A 22,330-nucleotide genomic window follows, 5' to 3' on the forward strand; every position below is an offset into this window, starting at 1 on the left:
TTGTCAGATGCCACAAATCTCTTGCACGCACTTTCTCAATATTAAAGCGTTCGCAAAGTTGTCCGATTACTGTTTCGACTTCTCTGCGAACCGATGTCATAATTCGGACGGATTCTGGAGGACGGTCATCTTTCATATTCGAACGAAAAGGTGTCTGCAGATCAATGCCGTACAAAAGCAATTCGTTATGTAGAAAGTCGCTTATATAACCTTTATCCCCAATGACGAGCCCCCGGATGCCGCAAAGCATTTCCCACAAGGCATCCCGTTCCTCGGCGTTGGCAGCAGTCAGGGTGAAGGACGAAATTACACCAGAAAGGCTGATCAGCACATGGCCTTTGAATCCGTAATATTTTTCATCTTTGGCGGCACAATATCCGTATGTGGCATCACCTTTGAAAATTCGGGAAAAATAAGCCCGTTTGAAATGACATACAGGTAATGGAAAACCGTCAACAAGATGAATATTGTCATCAAAGGCTCCACATTCTTTTGCAAACCTGCGCTGAAGTTTTAATTTCCAATACCAGAGATTTGCGGCTTGGCGCGCAAAGGTTGTCCGGCAACCAAGATCGGGAAAAAAGTGTAGCCAATGACGCCGAAAGTATTCCCATATCCCCTTATCGGTGTCAATTCCGATGTATTCACCCACAATTTCCATGGTAATGACCTCGCTATCGGATAGCGAAGGAGGAAAACCCCGGCTGCGTAATTTTATACCCCGGGAAATTTCTTTCAAAGAATCATCTGTCCGACAATATATTTCAATTATAAAATCTTCTATTGACAACATAACTCTATCCTCCCTGTCTGATATTATCAGTGCCTATCGGGAATATAATCATGTTGTCAAAAAAAGTTGCACATCACGTTTGATCTAACAATTTTTTATTAAGTTTCACAAACAATCCTAATCCAAATACAATAATTTATCTGCGTCAGTTTTTCCACGGTGTTTAACAATTATTAAAGGAGAAATATCCATGCAGTTTTTCAAACAGATTAAATCTATCTTGGCCGTCAGCCTGGTACTGCTTTTCATGGCGGCACCGGCTATAGCCGGACAACCCAAGTACGTATTTTATTTCATCGGCGATGGATTAGGCGCTGCCCAGCGCCAGTTCAGTGAATTTTTTCTTCAGGATCAACTTAAAAACCCGAACAGCCAACTGGTCATGGACACCTTTGAAGTCGCTGGCATTAATACAACGTATTGTGCAGATACGCTGATCACAGACTCAGCAGCCGCTGCAACTGCCTTGGCTTCCGGCGTTAAAACCAACAAAGGGGTCATTGGAAAAGATGTCAATGGCAACAATGTCAAAACCCTGGTCGAAGAAGCAAGGGACCATGGTATGAAAACCGGTCTGATCACCACCACCCGCCTGACCCATGCCACACCGGCTGCCTTTGCATCCCATAATATTTCCAGAAATAATGAGAATGAGATTGCCGATGATTTCCTCAATTCCGGTGTGGATTTCTTCGCAGGCGGCGGTATCCGCCATTTCATTCCGGCATCCATGAAAATTGAAAACGCAGATGCCCTGGGTAAAACCATCAAATCCAAACGCAAAGACGAAAAAGATCTGGTGAAAGGATTTGAGGGCAAGGGATATTCTACCTTTATCGGAATGAAAGGGGCAAAAGCGTTCAAATCAACCGATTTTTCAAAACAAGACAAAGTATTTGCAGCGTTTACCTATACCCATATGCCCTATGAAGTCGAACGGATGAACCAGTATAAGAATGTGCCCTCAATTGCAGACATGACCAGGGCAGGCATTGATGTTCTGGCCCAGGGTGACAAGGGATTCTTCCTGATGATTGAAGGCGGCAGAATCGACCATGCGGCCCATGCCAATGATCCGTCCGGCGTTATCTGGGATACCATTGCCTTTGACGATGCAATTAAAACAGCCTATGAATTTTTTCAAAACCACAAGGACCAGACCCTGATTGTGGTTGTGGGTGACCATGAAACCGGCGGCATGGGACTTGGCATGGACAGCATGGGTTACAAACTGAACATGGCGGCCCTGAATGATGTCCATGTTTCCGTGGAAGACACCCTTAACGATGGTGCAGGTCAGTATAAAGGGGATAAGGCTGCCTACCTAAGCTATCTTTCTAAAAATTTCGGTCTGTCCAACTTAAGCGATGCTGAAGCCGCAAGCCTGAACAAAGCCATGGTGTCAGCCGATGCCGGGGAAACACTGGGATATTATAAACTGAACCCGGCTGCACTGACAGCCGCCCACATTTTATCAACCCGGGCCAATATCAACTGGACCACCACCATCCACACCGCCACCATGATCCCCATGTCTGCCACCGGTGCGTATGCCGGCAGGTTTGGCGGATACAAGGACAATACACAGATTGCAAAAGCAATGGCCCAGACGCTAGGTTTCACCCTATAAGCTTAGGATCGCAAATTTTATAAATTAAACGAAATGACCTGCCCTCTGGCTCATCTGCTGCGTTGCATCAAAGACCTGATCTTTGCCTGCTATTGAACCTTTGATGCGCCTTGTATATGAGCCAGAATCCGGCACAGTTAAGGAATAGCTGCTAAAATAAAGGAAGCAACATTGTTCAAGAATTTAAAGTTAACGAGTAAGTTAGTGGCTTCCATCGGATTCGTGGTGGTGATCTCATTTGCCATCACTGTCAGCCTAATTACCACAAAGACTGCAAACCTTTCCAATAAAGAGGCCCTGGATAAAATGGATTCCCTTTCCAGGGAATATTCCAATCAGATCCGGGTGAATATTGAAAATGCCCTGGATTCGGCAAGGACTCTTTCCTATTCCATCCAGAATATGGAGAAAACCCGCACACTGGTAAAAAGAGACAGCATTCTGACCATGATACAAGGAATATTGATTAACAATCCAGAATATCTGGGCATGTGGACGGTGTGGGAACCCAATACCCTGGACAAACTTGACAACAATTTTCAAGGGGCAGCCGGCCATACGGACAAGGGGAGATTCGCTCCTTACTGGAACCGGGTGGGCGGGATTCACCTGGAAACATGCATTGACTTGGATGGGGAATGGTATACACGGGCCAGGGACACCCAAAAAGAAGTGATCATGGACCCCTTATCCTATGAGGTAGGTGGAAAAACCGTTATGCTGGTCAGTGTCTGCGTTCCCATCATAGTTGATGGAAAGGCGCTTGGTGTGGTGGGCGTGGACTTTTCCATGGATCAAATCGCAAATTTGGTAAACACGGTCACCCCCTATGAAGAGGGATATGCCATCCTGGTGACATCCAGCGGTATGATTGCCGCCCATCCGGATAAAGAAAAGGTGGGAAAACTGATCACAGATCAGTATCCGGAGGCCGTATCCGGGGCAGTCAATAAATCAGATACCAGTCATATTGATTTTGTACTGGAAACTACCGGAAAAAAAGGCATACTCACCATTTCCCCCATAACCATCGGGACAACCCAAACCCCCTGGTCCATTCTCATCACCGCTCCGGTAAGCCGTATACTGGAAGGGGTGTATAAGATGAAAAATATCAGTATTATGGTTTCCGTTTTTTTTCTGGTGCTGTTGGGTGTTTTGATCTTTTTTATCTCCCGCGTCGTTATTGTGGGACCGGTGAATAAAGTGATCGAAAGCCTGCGCGATATTTCCGACGGCAAAGGGGATCTGACCAAGCGGCTGGCGGTTCAAAATCGGGATGAACTGGGGCAGTTAGCAGATATTTTTAATGGGTTTATCGGTAAGTTACAGCAAATGATAACAGACATTACCCAAAGCGTGAACACCCTTTCGGACTCGTCCACGGAATTGTCATCCATTGCAGAGTGTATGTCCGTGGGGTCAGCCCAGACATCTGAAAAAGCAGGAACTGTGGCAAGGGCTGCCGAAGAGATGACCGCCAGCATGAATTCCATATCAGCGGCCATGGAAGAATCCAGCACCAATACCGGCACGGTTGCAACGGCGGCCGAGGAGATGAATGCCACCATTAATGAAATTGCACAACATGCAGAAAATGCAAGACAAATATCCGGCCAGGCTGTATCCAAGGTTACGGATTCCACCCGGAAGATGAATGAACTGGGGGACGCTGCTCAATCCATTGGAAAAGTGGTTGAAGCCATCACCGATATTTCCGAACAGGTCAACCTGCTCTCCTTGAACGCCACCATTGAAGCAGCCAGAGCCGGTGAAGCAGGAAAAGGCTTTGCCGTTGTCGCCAATGAGATAAAGGATCTGGCAAACCAGACATCCAAAGCATCCATGGATATCAAAGAGAAGATTGGCCATATTCAAGGAAGTGCCGCAAGTACCCTGGGCGGGATTACTGAAATCAGCGAAGTGATCAATAATGTTGACCAGATCGTATCAACCATTGCCACGGCGGTGGAAGAACAATCTGCCGCCACCCGGGAGATTGCCGAAAATATCAACCAGGCATCCTCCGGTATCCAGGAGGTAAACCTGAATGTCAGCCAGAGTTCCGCTGTGGCTGATGAGATCACCAAAGATATTTCAGAGGTGAATCAATCTGCCGCCGACATGGCAGGCAGAAGCAACCAGGTCAAACTAAGTGCAAAAAATTTGTCGGCCCTGGCAGAGGATCTCAACAATATGGCCAGCAGATTCAAAATCTGAAAAAAAGCATGATAATACCAGCGCCCCCCTGCCAGGGGCACGGCTTCAAAAGATATTCCAGACGTTAGTCATTACCTATTAAACTGAACCTGAACCCTTGGAACCCTTGCATTCTACCATGGATAAATCTTTCATTTTTTCGACGCTGACGCTGGCTGCACTGACGGCAGCCATTTTTTTTTACTTCTGGGCCCGGGAACCTGCCATGGACCCATCCACCATGGAAGCCCGGGCCAGGGTCATGGCTGTTGATGATTCCGAAGTTCATACCTCATGTCTTTCACACATAGGGTTTCAGACCCTTGAGATTGAAATTTTAAACACACGGTTTAAAGGATTGAAAACCCAGGCTACCAACAGCCTTAACGGCCAGATTGACCTTGAAAATCTGTACCATGTTGATGATACCATCATTGCAGCAATCATCATGGATAAAGACGGAAAAATTGAGCATGTCAAAGCAGTTGACCTTTACCGGCAGGACAGCCTTTTGTACATGTTTATGGTTTTTACCATTGCATTGCTGGTCTATGCCGGGGCCATTGGTGTCAAGGCCCTTCTTTCTTTTGTTTTGTCCATCTTCATTATCTGGGAGATTCTGGTTAAACAGATCCTTGCCGGTCATCCGCCCCTGATCACAACCACCTTCACCCTTATCCTGCTGTCCGGGATCATCATTTTCATGGTGGCCGGATTCAACCGGAAAGGCCTGACCGCATTTTTAGGCACCATTGCGGGCCTTGCCGTGACCCTGGGGGCCACACTTGTTTTCGGAAAAGGGGCAGGTCTTTTAGGAATGACCCAGCCCTATGTGAATGCGCTGATCTTTTCCGGGTACTACAATCTTGACATCCAGCAGATTTTTTATTCCGCCATTGTCCTTGGAGCGTCGGGGGCAGCCATGGACATTGCCATGGATATTGCCGCATCCATGGATGAAATCAGAATTAAAAAACCGGATATCCGTGCAAAGGAACTGATAAAATCCGGATTTACAGTGGGACGCCAGGTGATCGGGACCATGACCACCACACTGCTTTTAGCTTATTCAGGCGGGTATTTGACGCTATTGATGATTTTCAGGGTTAAAGACCCAAGTTTCATGCGCATGATCAACCTGAAAATCGTGTCCGCTGAAATTATGAGAACCCTGATCGGCAGTATCGGCCTGGTCATGGTGGCACCGATTACCGCTGTACTTGGCGGGATTATCATTGCAGGTATTACCACATCCGCCAACGATGGGCACAAAAAGCGTGCCCACCCTGCCGGCCCGGATTGATTTTTTACCATAACGTTTCCATCAAATTTAGAATTGCGCGTCTGTTGGGACTGTTCTTGACAAAAGGCATGGTTCTGTTTTACCTCCTATTCTGAAGCATCATTTAAAACTGCTAGGGGGATCGTCATGAATTATGTCAAGAGGTTTCAGGTTAAAGCGGGGGACAAGGTAAATTTAAAGGAGATAGATGCCGGGTTCAGGGATCGGCACAGATCCCATGAGCATGCATTGGCCGAAATTGAGGTGTACAACAATAAACTGAGAAAACTTCAGTATCTGCTGTACGCGGAAAACAAGCACTCCCTGCTCATCTGCCTCCAGGGCAGGGATGCCGCCGGGAAGGACGGCACCATTAACCACGTACTCGCGACCCTGAACCCCCAGGGCTGTACCGTGAACGGGTTCAAGGTTCCCTCTACCGAAGAGGCTGCCCACGATTTTCTCTGGCGCTATCACAAGGCAGCGCCCGCACGGGGACAGATCGGCATTTTCAACCGCTCCCACTATGAGGATGTGCTGGTGGTGCGGGTGCATGACCTTGTGCCCAAGGAGGTCTGGTCAAAGCGTTACGACCAGATTAACGATTTTGAGAAAATTCTTCAGGGCAACGGCACCCACATACTCAAATTTTATCTGCACATTGACCCGGACGAACAACTAAAGCGGTTCAAAAAGAGAATTGATGATCCCCGGCGCCAATGGAAAATCAGCGAAAGCGACTACACGGAGCGGCATTACTGGGACGATTACACCAGGGCATTTGAAACTGCCATGGAAAAATGCAGTACCAAACAGGCCCCGTGGTTCATTATTCCTGCCAATTACAAGTGGTTCCGCAACCTTGCCATATCCAGAATCATTGTCGAAACCCTGGAGTCTCTGCACATGAAGATGCCGGATCCCACCGTTGACATTAAGGATATCAGGAAAAAATACCACGAAATCCTGAAAAAAGAGGGAGAGGGCAAGCCGGAGAACGGGAGCTGAAACGGCCGTGGCAACAAGGCGGGCAAAGGGGTCTGAAAGGATTTGTGGATGTGCATGGTTTCAGGGGTGCTGAATGATACAAAAACAAGAGGGCCCGGGCAGATTTAAGATCTTACAAGGTATTCTGCCGGTCCATCGGCATCAGATTCCCGGGGAAATTATCGCCGGAATCACCTTGGCGGCCCTGGCTATCCCGGAAGTCATGGGCTATACCAAAATCGCTGGTACGCCCGTGATCACAGGGCTCTACACCATGCTTTTGCCCCTGGGCATGTTTGCCGTATTCGGATCATCCCGCCACCTGGTCGTGGGGGCGGATTCCGCGACTGCGGCCATGCTGTCAGTCGGCCTTGCAGGTCTTGCCCCTGCAGGCTCCGCAGACTATGTTGCCCTGGCCGGGGTTCTATCCCTGATGGTTGCCGGTTTTTTGCTGATTGCCCGTGTTTTTAAACTGGGATTTCTGGCAAATTTTCTCTCCCGGACCGTACTGGTTGGATTCCTGACCGGTATCGGTATCCAAGTTGCCCTGGGGCAGATTCCGGGAATGCTGGGTCTCAGCTATGCGGGACATGCCCCTGTTTCCAGGCTTCTTGAAAGCTGGCGGCAGTTCGGGCATGCCCAGCCCTATGACCTGGGAATGTCCGCCGGAGTGCTTGTTATCATCATCGTTTCAAAACGGCTGTCCAAAAAGATTCCCGGTCCCCTGATAACAAGGAGCTGGACCGCTCCGGCCTGTCCCAATGCATGGATAAGGATGCATACGCTGCGTTCATTGGCGATGTTGTGGACAACTATACCCGGTGGGCAAGCTGACATCCGGGGAATCATCCACTGGGAATTTCATTTTTCATTACACCGGCCTTCCCGGACTCCTTTGGCATATCCATATCGAAATGCGTAAAAGATACAAACAGGCCGGTGATGAGAATATTTTGTTCTAATATGGACTGGAAAATCCTTTCATTTCAGCAAAAGCTGTATATTATAATGCCGTAACGTTTTTAAAGACGGCCAGCTTGTTTGATATCGGGGAATCCGGTTTTTGTCAAAGATTTTCCCGTCATTTAAATATTAATTGAAACAGGAAGGAAAAAAGATGGACAGACATTTTTTAATTACCGTTTCAGATCAGAAAAGCGCGCTATACGGTGCGCGTTTTATTGGTGATTTTTTTCCGGATAAAACCCATATCAAATCCACCCTTTTTTACTCAGCATCCCAGGCGCGTCTGCCTGGAGAAAAAGAGCAAAGCCCGGAATCCATAATCCTGCAGCAGAACCAGAAAAAGGAACTGCAGGCAAAGGGGCAAGAGGCACTCAAACATGCCGGTGCCATTCTGATGGAAAAAGGATTTTTGAAAGAAAATGTAATTTATCAATCCCACACCCCGGTGTTTTCAAAGGTGGCGGATATTATTCAGGAGGGGGAAAAAGGCGCCTATGATGCTGTGGTCCTAGGCCGAAGTGGGATCTGTATGCTTGAAGAGGCCTTTGAAGAAAGCGTCACTGCAAAGCTTTTTGAAGAAAAAGCAGCGTTTCCGCTGTGGCTGTGCAACACGTCGGAAGGGGTTGGGAAAGATGTTTTATTGTATCTGGACGGTTCTCCCGCCTCTTTTCAGATGGCGGATCATGTCGGATTTATCCTGGCTGACAGCAAAGAGCACTGCATTGACCTTTTGGCACCTGAATCTGTATTTTTAGAGCCCTCTTTAATGGATCAGTATATACAAAATTTATCGAGAAACAACCTGGATATAAACCGGGTCAGAACGCAATTGCCTGTTTCAAGCAATCCTGCCCAGCAGATTTTGAAACTAACTGAAAAAAAGGCTTATGCCTCTGTTGCACTGGGGAGGACCGGAAGCCAAAGCAATAATTTACTGTCTCGTCTGTTCAAAGGTCCGGTTTGCTCTGTTTTGTTCAAGGAAATGAAGCATGCTTCTTTATGGCTGTGCGGGTAAACCGGAAAATCATTTTTATGCAGGCGGACAGCGGAACATATTCTGAATACATTATCGCACAATCTCTTTATGCACCAAAAATCACGCTGCAATATCCCACAAAATCGGCGGTGGGCTGTAACGGATCAAAACTTGAGGCGTAGTCAAGGCAGACACCTTTGACCGCGCCCATTTCTTTTGCCGCAACGGCAGCCGCACAGGCAGCCCCGGCACAGCACATATTGTGACGGGACAGTCCCTGGTGAATAATCTGCTTTTCATCCATGGCTGTTAACGCTTTAATGGCAGCCGCATCATTTTCCTTGGCAACCCATTCAAATGCAGCCTGACCTGATCCAGCCGGTTCAAATCCGAATCGCGGACCGTAATGGGTCATGTCTGTGGAACCGATCACAGCCAGGGACCGGCCCAACGATTCTGCGGCCCCGACGACGGCAATTCCCAATGCTTGCGCCGCATCCGAGGGCGGCACGGCGCATACCACAATCCGGGCCGCGGGAAAAAAATATTTTATAAACGGATATTGCAGTTCCAGGGTATTTTCTTCGGGGAAGCGGTCAAGTGTCAATTGTTTCAGGTTCTCCCCTGCGTCTGCGGCTCGCCGTACCAGAACATCTGTAAGTTCCCGGTCAATCTCAATGGCTCCCAAAGGCGTATCAACGGCCGTGCAGTCCAGAACACAGGCCGGGGAAGCAGTATGCATGTGAACCCCGAAAAGAATAATGGTATCCACGACCCGGATGCCATGGGCCAGTGCAGAAAATACCCGGCAGGCAAGTTTTCCGGAATAGGCCCAGCCGGCATGGGGAACAATGCCCGCCACAGGCGCATTCAATATTTTTCCATCCTCTCCTGCCCCCGGATCATCGTCATACCGCTTAATGGCAGACCGGCACTGTTCAGCTGATCCCGGATACCAGGATCCGGCAAATGCCATTTTCTTTACACCCATAATTTTCTCCAAATCTAAAAAACCATTCTTTTGTATGAACCGGCGCGATCACCCCAGTTTTTCCTTGACCCTGGTGCGCAGCCATAAAAGCCAGGGCTCAAAGCCTTCCCGGGTCTTGGCGGACAGCTCAAACACCGGCATGCCCGGATGCACCTTGCCCATATTTTCCACAGCCAGGGCCGCATCAAAATCCAGATAGGGCAAAAGATCGATCTTATTTAAAATGGCCGCATCAGCCACCTGGAACATGAGCGGGTATTTTAAAGGCTTGTCCTCACCTTCGGTGACGCTTAAAACCACGGTTCTTGCGTCTTCGCCAATATCAAATTCCGCAGGACAGACCAGGTTGCCGATATTTTCCACGATGAGCAGGTCAAGATCATCGCAACCCATGGCCCTGGCCGATGAGTCAATGAGATGGGCAGCCAGGTGGCAGTCTCCCCCGAACTGGTCCGTGTTGATCTGGGTCACCTTGGCGCCGGTTACAGAAAGCCGGTCCGCATCATTGGTGGTGCAGATATCACCCACAATCACCCCTACCCGGATATCGGGCATCAGCTTTTCCAGGGTCCGGCACAGGGTTTCGGTTTTGCCGGATCCCGGCGATGACATCATGTTCAGCACAAATACCTGTTTCTCTTTAAAAAAGGCTCTGTTTCTATCTGCATCGGATTTATTTTTTTCCAGTATGCGTCTTTGTATTTTGATCTCCATGGATTATTCCTCTTAATTTAGCGTATTTTAATCGTCGGCCAGTTCTATGGATGAGATCTCAATTTCCCGTCCCGAAATCAGGGTCACCTGCCCGGTTTTGCATGCAGGACACCCAAAGGCAGGGGTGTCGGTCTGCCATTCATGTTTGCAGCTTTCACAGCGCAGACACACCGGCACCTGTTCAATAACCAGTTCAGCGCCTTCAAGGGGCGTGTCCTTAGTGATCACTTCCAGGCAGAAAGAGAGGCTATGTTCCACCACGGCAGCCAGTTTGCCGATCCTTAAATTCAGCGTCTCCACCCTGGGATTTTTAATATCATCGGGAATGGCATCCAGGGCGATGGTTACCAGCTGTTGGGCAATACCCATCTCATGCATGCTTATTGATCCTGCCTTGCCTTAAAAAACTGCTGTTTAAATTCAGGGAACCTGTCTTCCTGTATGGCTTGGCGCATTTTAGCCATCAGGCCAAGGTAATAATAGAGATTATGAATGGTGTTCAACCGGTAGGACAACAGCTCCCGGGATTTATACAGATGGCGCAGATAAGCCCTTGAATAATTGCGGCAGGTGTAACAGGTGCATGCGTCATCAATGGGACGTGCGTCTGTCTTATATCCGGCATTGGAGATATTGATGGTGCCGGTATGGGTAAAAAGCTGGCCGTTTCTGGCATTTCTGGAGGGCATCACACAGTCAAACATGTCGCAGCCCATACCCACCAGGGTCACAAGATTTTCAGGCGTTCCCACCCCCATAATGTACCGTGGCTTTTGTGACGGCAGAAGCGGCAGGGTGTGATCGGCCATCTCATACATCACTTCGGTGGGCTCTCCCACGGAGAGACCGCCAATGGCAAAGCCGGGAAAATCAATGGCGGTGATCTGTTCGGCGGATAAAGAACGAAGTGCCTTGACCATGCCGCCCTGGACAATGCCGAATAGATTATTGACCGCGCCGTTTTCCTGCCAGAAGTCAAAGCCTCTTTGGGCCCAGGCCGTGGTTTTGTTCAAGGCCTCAGCCACCTGCTGATCCGTGGCCGGGTGACCCTGGCACCAGTCCAGGGACATCATGATATCCGATCCCAGAATCATCTGGATCTCAACGGCCCGTTCCGGGGAAAAAAAATGCCTGGAACCGTCAATATGGGATTGGAAATAAACCCCTTCATCGGTGAACTTGGCCAGTTTTGCCAACGAAAAAAACTGGAATCCCCCGGAATCGGTGAGCATGGGTTTATCCCAGGCCGTAAAGGCGTGAAGCCCTTTCATGGTTTCAATGACTTCGACGCCTGGCCGCAAATATAAATGATAGGTATTGCCAAGAATAATCCGGGCCCCGCAATGTTCCAGGTCTTCCTTTGATACGGCCTTCACTGATCCCACAGTCCCCACGGGCATGAAAATAGGGGTTTCAATCACACCGTGATCCGTGATGAGCCGCCCCAGACGGGAACGGTCCCGGCCGTCACCTTTTGTATAATTATCTTTTATCAGGTCAAATTTAAGCATTTTTTGTAAGCATTTTAATTTTTACTCAATAAACATGGCATCGCCATAACTGAAAAACCGGTACTTTTCAGCCACAGCAACTTGATAGGCATCCAGAATCCGTTCCCGGTCATAAAAGGCGGAAATCAACATGAGCAGCGTGGATTCAGGCAAATGAAAATTGGTGATCATGGCATCCACGCATTTGAACCGGTAGCCTGGATAGATAAACAGATCACACCGGCCCTGGCCGGGGCAAATTCTGCCCCCATCGCCGGCACAGAACTCCAGGGTCCGTACCGCCGTGGTGCCCACGGCAATGATCCTGCGCCCTTGCCTCCGGGCCTGGTTGATCTGTTCAGCCGTCTGCTCAGTTACAATAAAATATTCCGAGTGGATCTGATGATCCCGGATATCCTTTACCCGCACCGGTACAAAGGTGCCATACCCCACATGCAGGGTAATCCGGGCCAGGTCCACGCCCCTGGCACAAAGCGTTTCAAGAAGATCTTGTGTAAAATGAAGCCCTGCCGTGGGCGCGGCCACAGCTCCCTCGGCTGCGGCATAAACCGTCTGGTAATCCTGCCGGTCTTTTTGCTCATACAATTGCGCATCCGTTTGGGCCTGTGTGCCGCCCCCTTGACCCGGATTCTGATCCCGTCTTATATAGGGCGGCAGGGGCATCTTACCTGCTTTTTTCAACCGGGATAAAAATTCATTGCCCCCGTCAAAGGAGACCACAGAAATCCGGTCCCGGTGTTCAATCACCGTGGCCTTGATATCTTGACCCAGATCAAGCACAGTGCCCGGTTCCGGCCTGCGTGACGCCCGGATCAGGCAGTCACACTGAAACCGTCCTGTATCAGTCAGGTGTTTCATGCCGGCAGCATAATCAATAATAAGAACCTCTATACGCCCCCCCGTGGGTTTATGGCCTAAAAGTCTTGCCGGCACCACCCGGGTGTCATTGACCACCAGCAGATCACCGGGACGCAGCAGATCGGATATATCAAGAAACCTGTGATGGCTGATGCTGTGGCGCCTGCGGTTCAGGTGCATGAGCCGGGACAGGCTTCTGTGTTCGCAGGGTGCCTGGGCAATCAGGGATTCGGGCAGGCCATAGCCGTAATCAGACAAATTGTACATCAGCCGGCCCCCATGGAAAGATAGACCACGGCCAGGCCCGCCAGCATCATAAAGAAGCCGAACCGCCTCAGGGTGCCTTCGGGCATTTGCAGGATCATCGTTATCATCTGCCGCATCTTGTGCGGCGCGATGAAATAGGGCACGCCTTCCACAATCATGACCATGCCCATCACACCGAAAAAAAATTTCATTGAAATGATTTCCTTTTGTCCTTTATTATTAGAGGTACCCTTGATAATTAAAAATATCAAGGTTATAAAGGAAGGCTGGTAAGAACTCAACCCCGGACATGGACATCTTCATGCGCCGGGTACCCAAAGGAACCAAACATCACATGATATTTGAACCTGTTATCGGACTTGAGGTCCACGCCCAGCTTAAAACAGAGACTAAAATTTTCTGCAACTGCTCAACCGCTTTTGGCCAAGCCCCCAACGCCAACACCTGCCCGGTATGCACAGGCATGCCAGGGGTTTTACCGGTCCTGAATAAACAGGCCGTCACCTTTGCAGTCAGGGCCGGCCTTGCCACCCACTGCACCATCAACCGGGAAAGCCGGTTTGACAGAAAAAATTATTTTTACCCGGATCTTCCCAAGGGTTACCAGATCACCCAGTATGCAAAGCCCATTGCAGAACACGGCTTCTTGGATATTGAAGCAGAGGCAGGGCAGAAACGCATCGGCATCACCCGCATTCACATGGAGGAAGATGCCGGAAAACTGATCCACGATTCCCTGCGGGGAAAAAGTATGGTGGACTTGAACAGAACCGGGGTGCCCCTCATCGAAATTGTCAGTGAACCCGACCTTCGCACGGCGGCCCAAGCCGGGGCATACTTAAGAAAACTGCACGCCATTTTAAAGTACATTGACGTATGTGACGGAAACATGGAACAAGGCTCATTCAGATGCGACGCCAATGTCTCCCTGCGGCCTGCGGGCCAGGCGCAATTCGGCACCCGGGCCGAGCTTAAAAATCTGAACTCCTTTAAAAATGTGGAAAAAGCCATTCTATACGAAATTCAGCGTCAGACCTACGTACTTGAAGAGGGAGGACAGGTCATTCAGGAAACCCGTCTGTGGGATCCTGACAAAAACCGCACCGCATCCATGCGGGGCAAGGAAGAGGCCCATGATTACAGATATTTCCCGGATCCCGACCTTGTGCCGCTGATTGTGGATGATGCCTGGATCCAGGAAGTGAGCACCAGCATGCCGGAACTTCCGGATGAAAAAAAACAGCGGTTTATCCGGGAATACAGCCTGTCTGAGTATGATGCCGGTGTTTTAACCGCCGGACCGGACATGGCCAATTTTTTTGAGGATACCATTAAACCATTAAAAAACATCAAGCAGGCCGCCAACTGGACCATGACCACACTCATGGGCATGCTTAATGCCAAGGGCATTGAAATCTGTGATTCACCTGTGTCCGCCCATGGCTTTTCAAAACTTCTCGGACTTCTTGAATCCTCCCGGATCAATGCCAATGCCGCTAAAACGGTTTTTGAACAAATGGTTGAAACCGGTAAAGATCCTGAATCCATAGTCAAAGACAAAGGCCTTGAACAGGTCTCGGACCAGGGTGAGCTCGAAGCAATGGTGGATGCGGTTATTCAGGAAAACCCGGAGGAGGCAAAAGCGTACAAAGAAGGAAAAACCAAGCTGTTCAGCTTTTTCATGGGTCAGGTTATGAAAAAAACCCGGGGCAAGGCTGACCCCAAAGTGGTCACGCCCATGCTCAAATCAAAACTGTAGCGGGAGAAGCAAATGAAAAAATCGCCTACATTTTTCAAAGGCATGATGTCCGTTTTTATCCTTGCCGGATTGATCTTTGCACATACAGCCTTTTCAAACACCCCTGAAACCCTTGCAGTCCTCTCTTTTAACATCAATGCTGACAAGAATCTGGACTATCTTAAAAAAGGCATCTCAACCATGCTCTATTCCAGGCTCACCTGCCCTGAAAAAGTCGCTGTTGTGCCGCCCCAAAAAATGGCAGCCCTTGAAGCCAAATTAAAAAAATTTTCCGGCAAAGACCTGGTCCATGAAACTGCCCGGAGAACCGGATCCAGATATGTGCTTTACGGCACCATCACCAGCCTTTCAGGCGCTTTCAGCATTGATGCCAAGGTATTTGACACCACTGAAAAACAGTACATGGCGTTTTTTGAACAATCCCAAAACAGTGACGACCTGATAAAAAAGATGGACTGCATTGCCGCAGCCATTAATCACAAGGTGTTCGACCGCACAACCGTCACCTGGGAACAGATGGAACAGGAAAAGCAGAAAAATCTCAATAAACTGAAAAATCAAAATCCGGAGAACCTTATGCAGATGCCGGCCGGGTGGCAGCCCGAAGAAAAGGTGGGCTGGAAAGTCTGGAAATATCTGTTCTAACGCGTGAAACCCGCAACCCAATTGCCCCTCCTCATTTTCTTGTTTTTTTTTGACAGAAACTGGGGAGTAAGGCACTAAAGCGATTACATATAATCCATCAAACTTCTTAGGCTCATAACAGAGGAGGTCGAACTCAACGCCGCTTCATAAATGGTCTGGGTGGATTTAAGCTCCATAATGGCCTCCACGGTATCTGCATCCCGGACCGTGGAGCGATGGGTGGTCAGTGTCAAATCCGATTTCGAGATAGTGGCTTCGGCAGTGGTGGTGGTGTCATATGTTGTTCCGATGGAAGAGACGGCAGAGGTAATGCTCTCATAATGGTTTTCCAGCCGGGTCATGGCCCGCTCGATGCCGTCCACATCGTCATTTTCCAGCGCCTCTTTCAGATCAAAAACAGTATCCCAGATACTCCAGGAGGCAGCGGCGCCTTCCACGGGACCGGATGAGACATCTTTGTCACTAAAACCAAGATCCGATGCGGCACTGGAACCGGTATGGGTGCCGGATGAGAAGCGCAATTCAAAGGATTCAAGCTGGCGGCCGGTATCAAGATCCTCGCTGATGGTAAAGGTTTTTCTGTCTTCGTCATATTCAACCGAGTAATTAACCCGGTTGCCGTTTTCAGCAGATGCGCTTTCAAGGGCTTCTTCCACGGCCTTGGCATAGGATTCGGAATCCGCGTAACTGCCGGCTTCTATAGTCGCTGTCAACTGTACGCTGGTATCTTTGTCCTCGGTAGTTTCGATGAAATCAATGGTGTCATTTTCCCCGGCCACCACCGTAACACCACCACCCACTGGCGTATCGCTGGACACCGGTGAAAGCGTCACGGTTTCCGAATCAAATCCAAGATCCGCCAGGATGCTTGCGTTTTCATACCCTTCCACAATGTCAAAGGAGATGCTGGTACCCTGTTCCGGGGTTTTATTCAGATCAATGACAATATCAGACTCCCCGTCATCATCCACATCTATTTCTATGGTATCGCCGCTGGCCTCAATTTCAGCAGCAAGTCCGTATCCGGGGTCATTGGTGACCTCCCAGGAGCCGTCTTCGGTGTAGGTCAACGTCAAGGGTTCCGAATCATCATCCGGTGTGTATTTGGTCAGGGCTGAATCATTTATAATTTTAATTTCAACGCCATCAAAGTCCTGGCTCGTGGATTCAAAGTTGGAGACCCTTGCTGTTTCGGTCTCAATGTTCTCAAAGGTCACTTTGGCGGTGGTATCACCGCCGTTTGTACCCATGGAAAAAGTATTGGTATCTTCATCATATTTCACTTTATACACAACACCGTGTCCATATTCTTCGGACGCGTCATTCAATGTATCTTCCACAACGGCAGCAAGTTCTTCTTTGCTGTAGGTACCGCTGGTAATTGTCGCCTCAATGGTGAGAATATTATCTTCTCCGGCACCGGAATCTTCGGTAAAACGGATCTGGTTATTGGTGGTATCCACAATGATTTCATCTTCATAAAACAAATCACTGCCGCAACAGCCCAAAGATATCCTGGTGTTCTCGGAAATGCTGATGTTTACGGCATCACTGCTGCCGTTGTAAATAACACGGGTGGGATTGTCATCATCATCATAGGTAAAAGGCGTTGTCCGGTTATTGTCACCGCCGAATACATATCCGCCATAAGCTTCTGTATTGGCAAGGTCCAAAAGGCCGTCAAGGTAAACCTGCATGCTCTCTGCAGCGTTGGAGCGCTGCTGGTAAGAAGACGACGCATTGGCCAGAGACGAGCATAAAAGCTTCATCTCAGACAACTGATCCACCATGGAGTCAAGGGACGTTTCAGACGTGGTGAGCATGTTCTGGGCCTGATCAATATTCACCTGATACTGGTCCAACGCCGCCAGGGTGGAATTGATGCTCAGCACCTGCTTCATACCGGACGGATCATCGGATGCGGAATTGATTTTCAGATTGTTGTTTACGACTTCATTGGCCTTGTTTAAATTCGAGGTGAGCCGTCCAAGCTGGTATGTGGCCTGTTTGTATATGCTTATACTTGCTACTCTCATGGCAGATCTCCTAAAGGGCCGGTGTTGTTTATTGATCCCAAAAGAATAAACTGTTTAAAAATCAACGCGTTGCCAACAGGGCATCAAACATGTCCTGCACAGTTGTCATCAATTTGGCTGCTGCAAGATATGCCTGCTGCTGGGCTGTCAGGTTAATCATTTCTTCATCCAGAGACACGGCTGATATTGAATCCCGTTGCTGCGTAAGCTGGTACACCAGGGCTTCAGAATAGTCCAACGCGGAATTAATGCCGGCTGCTGTGGACCCGATGGTTGATACCAGGGAGGCCTGGTAATCATCCAGTGTGGTGGCGCTTACCGTGACCGTAACGCCCTTTCCCCGGGTATATGTATACTCTTTCATATCCAGACTATCGTAACGGGTGTCGGCCATGGCATTGGCATTGGCGTTGGCGCTGGATGAAAGCGTTCCTGTTGACTTATCTATGATGCCTGCCGCCAGCAGGTCGCCGTCGGATACCACATCATTTACACCGATGGTTGATGTACCCGTACCGGTAAAAAAAGTATTCACCCCAAGGGCTGCAGCAAGTCCGCTGTCCCCGTTTTCATCCCCTGCAAAGGCATAGGACAGATCATCCGCATCCCTGGATTCCATATCCATGCGGATATATCCGTCACCTGAAACAGACTGGTCAAAGGTAATTTCAATATCCCCGATACCGTCTCCGTCCATATCAATCTGAAACCCGTCATCATCACCGCCTTCAGGAATAATGGCAAAGGTGCCGCCAGTGGGATCGTTGACAACGCGCCAGGTGCCGTTCCTACGCTCAAATTCAAGGCCCTCAGCCTCAATTTCAAGGGCGCTGTAGTTTAACACCGTGATGTCGATATTTTTTTCGTCAATGTTGTTGCTGCCTGAACAGGTAACATTTTCAATGGCGCAATAGTCATCATGGGTATTAAATTTAATGGTATTATCTTTGGTGACCGAAGCAGTCACACCGCCTGCGCTCCGATTAAATTCATCGGCAAAGGAATCAAGGGTCCAGTGCCAGTCCGAAAGGGTCTGTATGGTATTTCCACCGGCATCGGCCACGGCTTTACCATTATCATCGGTGGTGACATAAAAGACATCGCCTTCCACAAGAGTGCCGCTGTCAAAGGTCAGGGTCATGCCGTCCACTTCCACCGAAATCTGGGTGTTTTCTTTCTCATTGCCCTCCAGTTCAATGGTGCCTGAGCCGGTTTCGGATGTCCATTCGATCACAATCACACCTTCATTATCCGGCAGGGTGCCGCCGGAAACCACAGTAAACTCATAAGTATCATCGACACTTGCAGCTTTTCCTGTAACTGATGCGTCAAGAATATCGGCCCGGCCGTCGTCATCCGTATTGATCCGAAGCGTATTTCCAGCCACAAGACTGCCTTCTGACAATTCAAAACTCAGGGTTGTCTTCCCGTTTTCAACGATTTCAACCATACCGGCCTCATCCACTTCAACATATCCGGACTCGCCGATGGCGTTGCCTTCACTGTCAAAAATTTCCCAGTAAATCGTAGCAGGATCACCAAACGTGACGGCCGTGGTCGAATTTTTTGTACTTGAGCCGGAAATCAGGATATCATTTTCAGGCGACTCACTGCCGGACCCAGTGCCTGTGGATACGCTCAACGCCGCATCATCATCCCCATTATCGCTGAAATTTGAAATCTCAATGGCATCTTTATCATCCTCGTCTATTTTCACGATGGTCACGGAACTACCGTTTTTGATGACCGTATAGCTTTCCGAAGGCAAACCGGTTGCTGCGGATGTTAAGGCATCGTATAGCTGCTGGGCCTGCTCTTCATCCGTGGTGCCGGACGGGGCTGATACCGTGTATGAAATCGTGTGGCCGTCCAGTTCAAATTCAATGTTTTCCCCATCATCAAACCCTTGGTACCCGCCTTTTCCGCCCAGGGTGATCATGCTGGTACCGGACCCGGATTTTCCACTGGTGCCGAACAGCCCGGCAGTGGAAGTCTCATCGGAACTGATTTCCATACCCGGATCCATGACAATGGTCACGGAACCGGTAATCGCCAGGGCATCGTTTGCCCCGGAGCTGGTTTCAGCCAAAGATTGAGTTTCAGAACCGCTGGAATCCTGTGAAACGTATAGTACATCTCCTGTGGAAGCAGCCGGATTTGCTCCCTCCACGTCTGATCCGTTAAAATCGAATTGTCCGCTACCTGTCAAAGCTGAAGTACCGACACCAGCAACATCAATGGAGGCATTATTGCTGGTATCACCGGAGCCGTTGGACAGGGACAAACTGGATCCGTCAGTTGTCAAAATGGTCAGTTCGCCTGTGCTGTCATCCAAGTTTGCGGTGAGCGTATCATTCTCTGCCAGGGTCGCTGAGATGGCACCGTAAAAGGCCTGGGACACGGCATCAGAATCTGTGGTATCCACACCAGTCAGGTCCACGGTAATGTCTATGGACTGTGATGTTGTCCCGCTGGTGGACAAGGTAAATGTAACAGAATCATCCGCATCAAAATTTTGAAAATTGGAAAGGGTGATGCCGGCATTATCCACGACATTAAAATCGTATACCCCGATGGTGGCACCTGCCGCACTTTCAATGGAAGTGCCGTTCACGGCCAGGTCAGTATTCTGGTTGGTCTTATTGATGGATTGGGCCGCTGCTTTAAGCGCATCTTCGAACTGTTCATCAAGGGTGCCTTCGGAAGAATCCACAGTAAAGCTGACCTCTTCCGGCACCCCGTCAACATACACGGTAAATTCAACAATATCTCCGTCGTTTGCCGATGAAATACCGGAAAGATCAAAATAGGCTGACGTAGAAGATGCATAGGCATTTATGCCGTCTATACCGGAAAGTTCTTTGGCAATGTCGGCGGCGGACCGGGCCGCACCGGATCCACTGTCTGAAATGTCCAGGGTCTGGGTGTCGGAACCATTGGTAATGGTAAGGGTCTGTTTGGCCAATGCCGCATCCAGGGCATCCAAAAAGCCTGATGCGCTGGATGACACACCGCCCAGAAGTGATCCGCTGGACTGAACAACGGTCTGGTCTCCCAGGGTACCCTCATCAATAACTGTAAACTCATAGGTGCTGTTATCTTTTCCTAACCCCAGGATATTTAAGAGTTCAGATGTGGAGATGGCCATATCCACGGTCACGTTCTGGTATCCTGAAGTGGAATTTGACGCATCCCGGATCATCATGGAAAAGTCCTTGGTGTAATCGATCTTATCTCCATAGAACAGACTGGCAAACGTCCCACTGTCCCCGGCCTGGTAGGTACCCTCAAGGAGACCTGAAAAATAGGTCTGACCTGCTCCCTGGGAATGCTGATAATTCAGGGTCCAGATCAGGTTTGTGGCCAGTTCGTTGAATCCAGCCTGGGTTCCGGGGATGACCACATCCCTGACCCCAAGCCATCCGGCAATGGAACCACCGGAAATATCATCGGTTATATCAAAATTGTTTCCGGAATTACCGTTCCAGTAAACACTTCCCTGTTTCATGGTTAAATCCCATGAAATTCCATCTTCCGCCAGCGGCAGGCCGTTGGTGGAGACCAGATAGCTGCCGTCCTCTTTAACTGTGATGTCAAAGTCGATGAGTTTTCCAAGATCATCCACCAGGGCATTTCGTGTGTCCTTAAGGTCATTGGCACTTCCGCCTGTACTTTCGGCATTGATGATGGCCACGTTTAACGATGCGATCTGCTCGGAAATAGTGTTGACTTCAGAAACGGCAGAAGAGATTTCATCATTCAGCGCAACAGCCAGATCCGACAGGGTCTCTCCGATGGTATTGATGCGTTTTGTTAACGCAACGCCTGCATCATAAACTGCATTTTGTTCGGTTTCACCGGACGGGTTACTGCCAAGATCTTCCCAGGCAGACCAGTAGGCATCCATGAGCGTATTCAGGCTGTCATCACTGTCTTCGGAAAACAGATCTTCAATGGAAGACATATAGAGCTGTGCCTTTTCCAGGGCAGACTGGTTGGATAATTCGGAAGTGAGCGCATTTTCAATAGCCTGGTTTACGGATCTGGTTACTGAAGAAACCGTAACCCCTGTACCATAAATATGTCCACCTGAGTTCACCGAAGATGTGGTGGAAAAATTTGCAGACTGGATGCTGTAATTCTTATTATCCGCGTTGGAAATATTCTGACCTGTCACGCTGATGGCAGCCTGATAGGCCCTGACGGCATTAGACGCAGTGTTTAATATGGAACCTAGGCTGCTCATGGCACGATGACCTTTCCTTGGTTAATATACTTGGATGCCACAGACATACGGTCCAGCGCATTTTTAAACAATACACCGTTGCGACGGGCTGTTTTCATCAGGTCCAGATGTCTTTGTTCAAGATCTCTTGCAAGCGGGAACAGCACATCCTTTTGCCGGCGGGTCAGTCCCGGAATCATTGTCATCCAGTTGACGAGAGTTCCGGGCCTGGCGGAGGGCATTTCCCGGCCTGCCATCAGACTCAGTTGCTCATCCATGGCACGTACAAGATGCTCAAACCGGTTAACGCTGTTTTGTTTTCTCAAGATAAGCTTTTTTAAACTTTTGGAATCATAGGCCATACCGGCCTCATACTCAGCGTCTAGCATACGGTTTAATTCATTAAGCAGGGCCCGGATCCTGATCATTTTCCTTTCAAGAACCGCCACAAAATCGGTTTGTGTTTCTGCTTTAACCAGAGGAAGTCTCAT

The 22,330-nt window shown here is 49.1% G+C and carries 18 protein-coding genes; 8 read left to right on the forward strand and 10 right to left on the reverse strand.

Features of this window, described 5'->3' with window-relative positions; translation table 11 throughout:
- Positions 1-793, reverse strand: a 793-nt coding sequence (locus tag Q366_RS15475) for an IS982 family transposase (protein WP_051958028.1), incomplete at its 3' end; no start/stop codon positions are given.
- A 190-nt stretch (positions 794-983) separates the two neighbouring features.
- Between Q366_RS15475 and Q366_RS15480 the strand changes: the two genes are divergently transcribed.
- From Q366_RS15480 to Q366_RS15505, 6 genes are all read left to right on the forward strand, one after another.
- Complete coding sequence (locus Q366_RS15480) at positions 984-2,423, forward strand: alkaline phosphatase (protein ID WP_035240654.1); 1,440 nt, start codon at positions 984-986, stop codon at positions 2,421-2,423.
- Between the two features lie 204 nt (positions 2,424-2,627).
- On the forward strand, positions 2,628-4,643 hold the full coding sequence (locus Q366_RS15485) for a methyl-accepting chemotaxis protein (protein WP_156968192.1): 2,016 nt from the start codon (positions 2,628-2,630) through the stop codon (positions 4,641-4,643).
- A 118-nt stretch (positions 4,644-4,761) separates the two neighbouring features.
- Complete coding sequence (locus Q366_RS15490; protein WP_051958095.1) at positions 4,762-5,925, forward strand: YibE/F family protein; 1,164 nt, start codon at positions 4,762-4,764, stop codon at positions 5,923-5,925.
- Between the two features lie 126 nt (positions 5,926-6,051).
- A complete protein-coding gene (locus tag Q366_RS15495; protein WP_035240655.1) occupies positions 6,052-6,912 on the forward strand; it encodes a polyphosphate kinase 2 family protein in 861 nt (286 codons plus the stop codon).
- Between the two features lie 73 nt (positions 6,913-6,985).
- Positions 6,986-7,813 (forward strand): SulP family inorganic anion transporter, encoded by an 828-nt coding sequence (locus Q366_RS15500; protein ID WP_051958096.1) that lies wholly within the window; start codon positions 6,986-6,988, stop codon positions 7,811-7,813.
- Positions 7,814-8,008: 195 nt separating this feature from the next.
- Positions 8,009-8,872, forward strand: coding sequence for an adenine nucleotide alpha hydrolase family protein (locus tag Q366_RS15505; protein ID WP_035240656.1), 864 nt, complete (start codon positions 8,009-8,011; stop codon positions 8,870-8,872).
- 67 nt (positions 8,873-8,939) lie between these two features.
- Here Q366_RS15505 and amrB read toward each other — a convergent pair whose 3' ends face one another.
- Genes amrB through Q366_RS15535 form a run of 6 tightly spaced genes read right to left on the reverse strand, consistent with a single transcriptional unit; the run spans position 8,940 to position 13,365 of the window.
- On the reverse strand, positions 8,940-9,824 hold the full coding sequence (gene amrB, locus Q366_RS15510) for an AmmeMemoRadiSam system protein B (RefSeq protein ID WP_035240657.1): 885 nt from the start codon (positions 9,822-9,824) through the stop codon (positions 8,940-8,942).
- Positions 9,825-9,872: 48 nt separating this feature from the next.
- On the reverse strand, positions 9,873-10,538 hold the full coding sequence (gene hypB / locus Q366_RS15515; protein WP_035240658.1) for a hydrogenase nickel incorporation protein HypB: 666 nt from the start codon (positions 10,536-10,538) through the stop codon (positions 9,873-9,875).
- A 27-nt stretch (positions 10,539-10,565) separates the two neighbouring features.
- Positions 10,566-10,916 carry a hydrogenase maturation nickel metallochaperone HypA gene (hypA, locus tag Q366_RS15520; RefSeq protein WP_035240659.1) on the reverse strand — a complete coding sequence of 117 codons (351 nt, stop codon included), beginning with the start codon at positions 10,914-10,916 and terminating at the stop codon, positions 10,566-10,568.
- Between the two features lie 2 nt (positions 10,917-10,918).
- Positions 10,919-12,049, reverse strand: a complete 1,131-nt coding sequence (gene tgt, locus Q366_RS15525) for a tRNA guanosine(34) transglycosylase Tgt (protein WP_035240660.1) — start codon at positions 12,047-12,049, stop codon at positions 10,919-10,921.
- Positions 12,050-12,070: 21 nt separating this feature from the next.
- Positions 12,071-13,174 (reverse strand): tRNA preQ1(34) S-adenosylmethionine ribosyltransferase-isomerase QueA, encoded by a 1,104-nt coding sequence (gene queA, locus Q366_RS15530; protein ID WP_035240661.1) that lies wholly within the window; start codon positions 13,172-13,174, stop codon positions 12,071-12,073.
- The gene (locus Q366_RS15535; RefSeq protein ID WP_035240662.1) at positions 13,174-13,365 is read right to left on the reverse strand and encodes a DUF2065 domain-containing protein; all 192 of its coding nucleotides are present in this window, start codon (positions 13,363-13,365) and stop codon (positions 13,174-13,176) included. The genes queA and Q366_RS15535 overlap by 1 nt, the downstream gene beginning before the upstream one ends.
- A 143-nt stretch (positions 13,366-13,508) precedes the next feature.
- On the opposite strand from Q366_RS15535, the gene gatB reads away from it, so the two are divergent.
- Positions 13,509-14,933: an Asp-tRNA(Asn)/Glu-tRNA(Gln) amidotransferase subunit GatB gene (gene gatB / locus Q366_RS15540; RefSeq protein ID WP_035240690.1), complete on the forward strand. Its 1,425-nt coding sequence runs from the start codon at positions 13,509-13,511 to the stop codon at positions 14,931-14,933.
- 12 nt (positions 14,934-14,945) lie between these two features.
- Complete coding sequence (locus tag Q366_RS15545) at positions 14,946-15,578, forward strand: hypothetical protein (RefSeq protein ID WP_035240663.1); 633 nt, start codon at positions 14,946-14,948, stop codon at positions 15,576-15,578.
- Between the two features lie 83 nt (positions 15,579-15,661).
- Here the strand turns inward: Q366_RS15545 and Q366_RS15550 are convergent, their stop codons facing one another.
- The 3 genes from Q366_RS15550 to Q366_RS15560 all read right to left on the reverse strand — a co-directional run bounded on the left by Q366_RS15550 (position 15,662) and on the right by Q366_RS15560 (position 22,330).
- On the reverse strand, positions 15,662-17,614 hold the full coding sequence (locus Q366_RS15550) for a flagellin N-terminal helical domain-containing protein (RefSeq protein ID WP_035240664.1): 1,953 nt from the start codon (positions 17,612-17,614) through the stop codon (positions 15,662-15,664).
- Between the two features lie 61 nt (positions 17,615-17,675).
- The gene (gene flgK, locus Q366_RS15555) at positions 17,676-21,860 is read right to left on the reverse strand and encodes a flagellar hook-associated protein FlgK (RefSeq protein WP_035240665.1); all 4,185 of its coding nucleotides are present in this window, start codon (positions 21,858-21,860) and stop codon (positions 17,676-17,678) included.
- A complete protein-coding gene (locus Q366_RS15560; protein ID WP_035240666.1) occupies positions 21,857-22,330 on the reverse strand; it encodes a hypothetical protein in 474 nt (157 codons plus the stop codon). The genes flgK and Q366_RS15560 overlap by 4 nt, the downstream gene beginning before the upstream one ends.

The organism is Desulfobacter vibrioformis DSM 8776, from assembly GCF_000745975.1.
Lineage (GTDB): Bacteria > Desulfobacterota > Desulfobacteria > Desulfobacterales > Desulfobacteraceae > Desulfobacter > Desulfobacter vibrioformis.

What these genes read in the sequence shown, in the direction of transcription:
- Q366_RS15480 (WP_035240654.1), top strand. Translation starts at nt 984, where the DNA reads ATGCAGTTTTTCAAACAGATTAAATCTATCTTGGCCGTCAGCCTGGTA.
- Q366_RS15490 (WP_051958095.1), top strand. Translation starts at nt 4,762, where the DNA reads ATGGATAAATCTTTCATTTTTTCGACGCTGACGCTGGCTGCACTGACG.
- Q366_RS15495 (WP_035240655.1), top strand. Translation starts at nt 6,052, where the DNA reads ATGAATTATGTCAAGAGGTTTCAGGTTAAAGCGGGGGACAAGGTAAAT.
- Q366_RS15500 (WP_051958096.1), top strand. Translation starts at nt 6,986, where the DNA reads ATGATACAAAAACAAGAGGGCCCGGGCAGATTTAAGATCTTACAAGGT.
- Q366_RS15505 (WP_035240656.1), top strand. Translation starts at nt 8,009, where the DNA reads ATGGACAGACATTTTTTAATTACCGTTTCAGATCAGAAAAGCGCGCTA.
- amrB (WP_035240657.1), bottom strand. Translation starts at nt 9,824, where the DNA reads ATGGGTGTAAAGAAAATGGCATTTGCCGGATCCTGGTATCCGGGATCA.
- hypB (WP_035240658.1), bottom strand. Translation starts at nt 10,538, where the DNA reads ATGGAGATCAAAATACAAAGACGCATACTGGAAAAAAATAAATCCGAT.
- hypA (WP_035240659.1), bottom strand. Translation starts at nt 10,916, where the DNA reads ATGCATGAGATGGGTATTGCCCAACAGCTGGTAACCATCGCCCTGGAT.
- tgt (WP_035240660.1), bottom strand. Translation starts at nt 12,049, where the DNA reads ATGCTTAAATTTGACCTGATAAAAGATAATTATACAAAAGGTGACGGC.
- queA (WP_035240661.1), bottom strand. Translation starts at nt 13,174, where the DNA reads ATGTACAATTTGTCTGATTACGGCTATGGCCTGCCCGAATCCCTGATT.
- Q366_RS15535 (WP_035240662.1), bottom strand. Translation starts at nt 13,365, where the DNA reads ATGAAATTTTTTTTCGGTGTGATGGGCATGGTCATGATTGTGGAAGGC.
- gatB (WP_035240690.1), top strand. Translation starts at nt 13,509, where the DNA reads ATGATATTTGAACCTGTTATCGGACTTGAGGTCCACGCCCAGCTTAAA.
- Q366_RS15545 (WP_035240663.1), top strand. Translation starts at nt 14,946, where the DNA reads ATGAAAAAATCGCCTACATTTTTCAAAGGCATGATGTCCGTTTTTATC.
- Q366_RS15550 (WP_035240664.1), bottom strand. Translation starts at nt 17,614, where the DNA reads ATGAGAGTAGCAAGTATAAGCATATACAAACAGGCCACATACCAGCTT.
- flgK (WP_035240665.1), bottom strand. Translation starts at nt 21,860, where the DNA reads ATGAGCAGCCTAGGTTCCATATTAAACACTGCGTCTAATGCCGTCAGG.
- Q366_RS15560 (WP_035240666.1), bottom strand. Translation starts at nt 22,330, where the DNA reads ATGAGACTTCCTCTGGTTAAAGCAGAAACACAAACCGATTTTGTGGCG.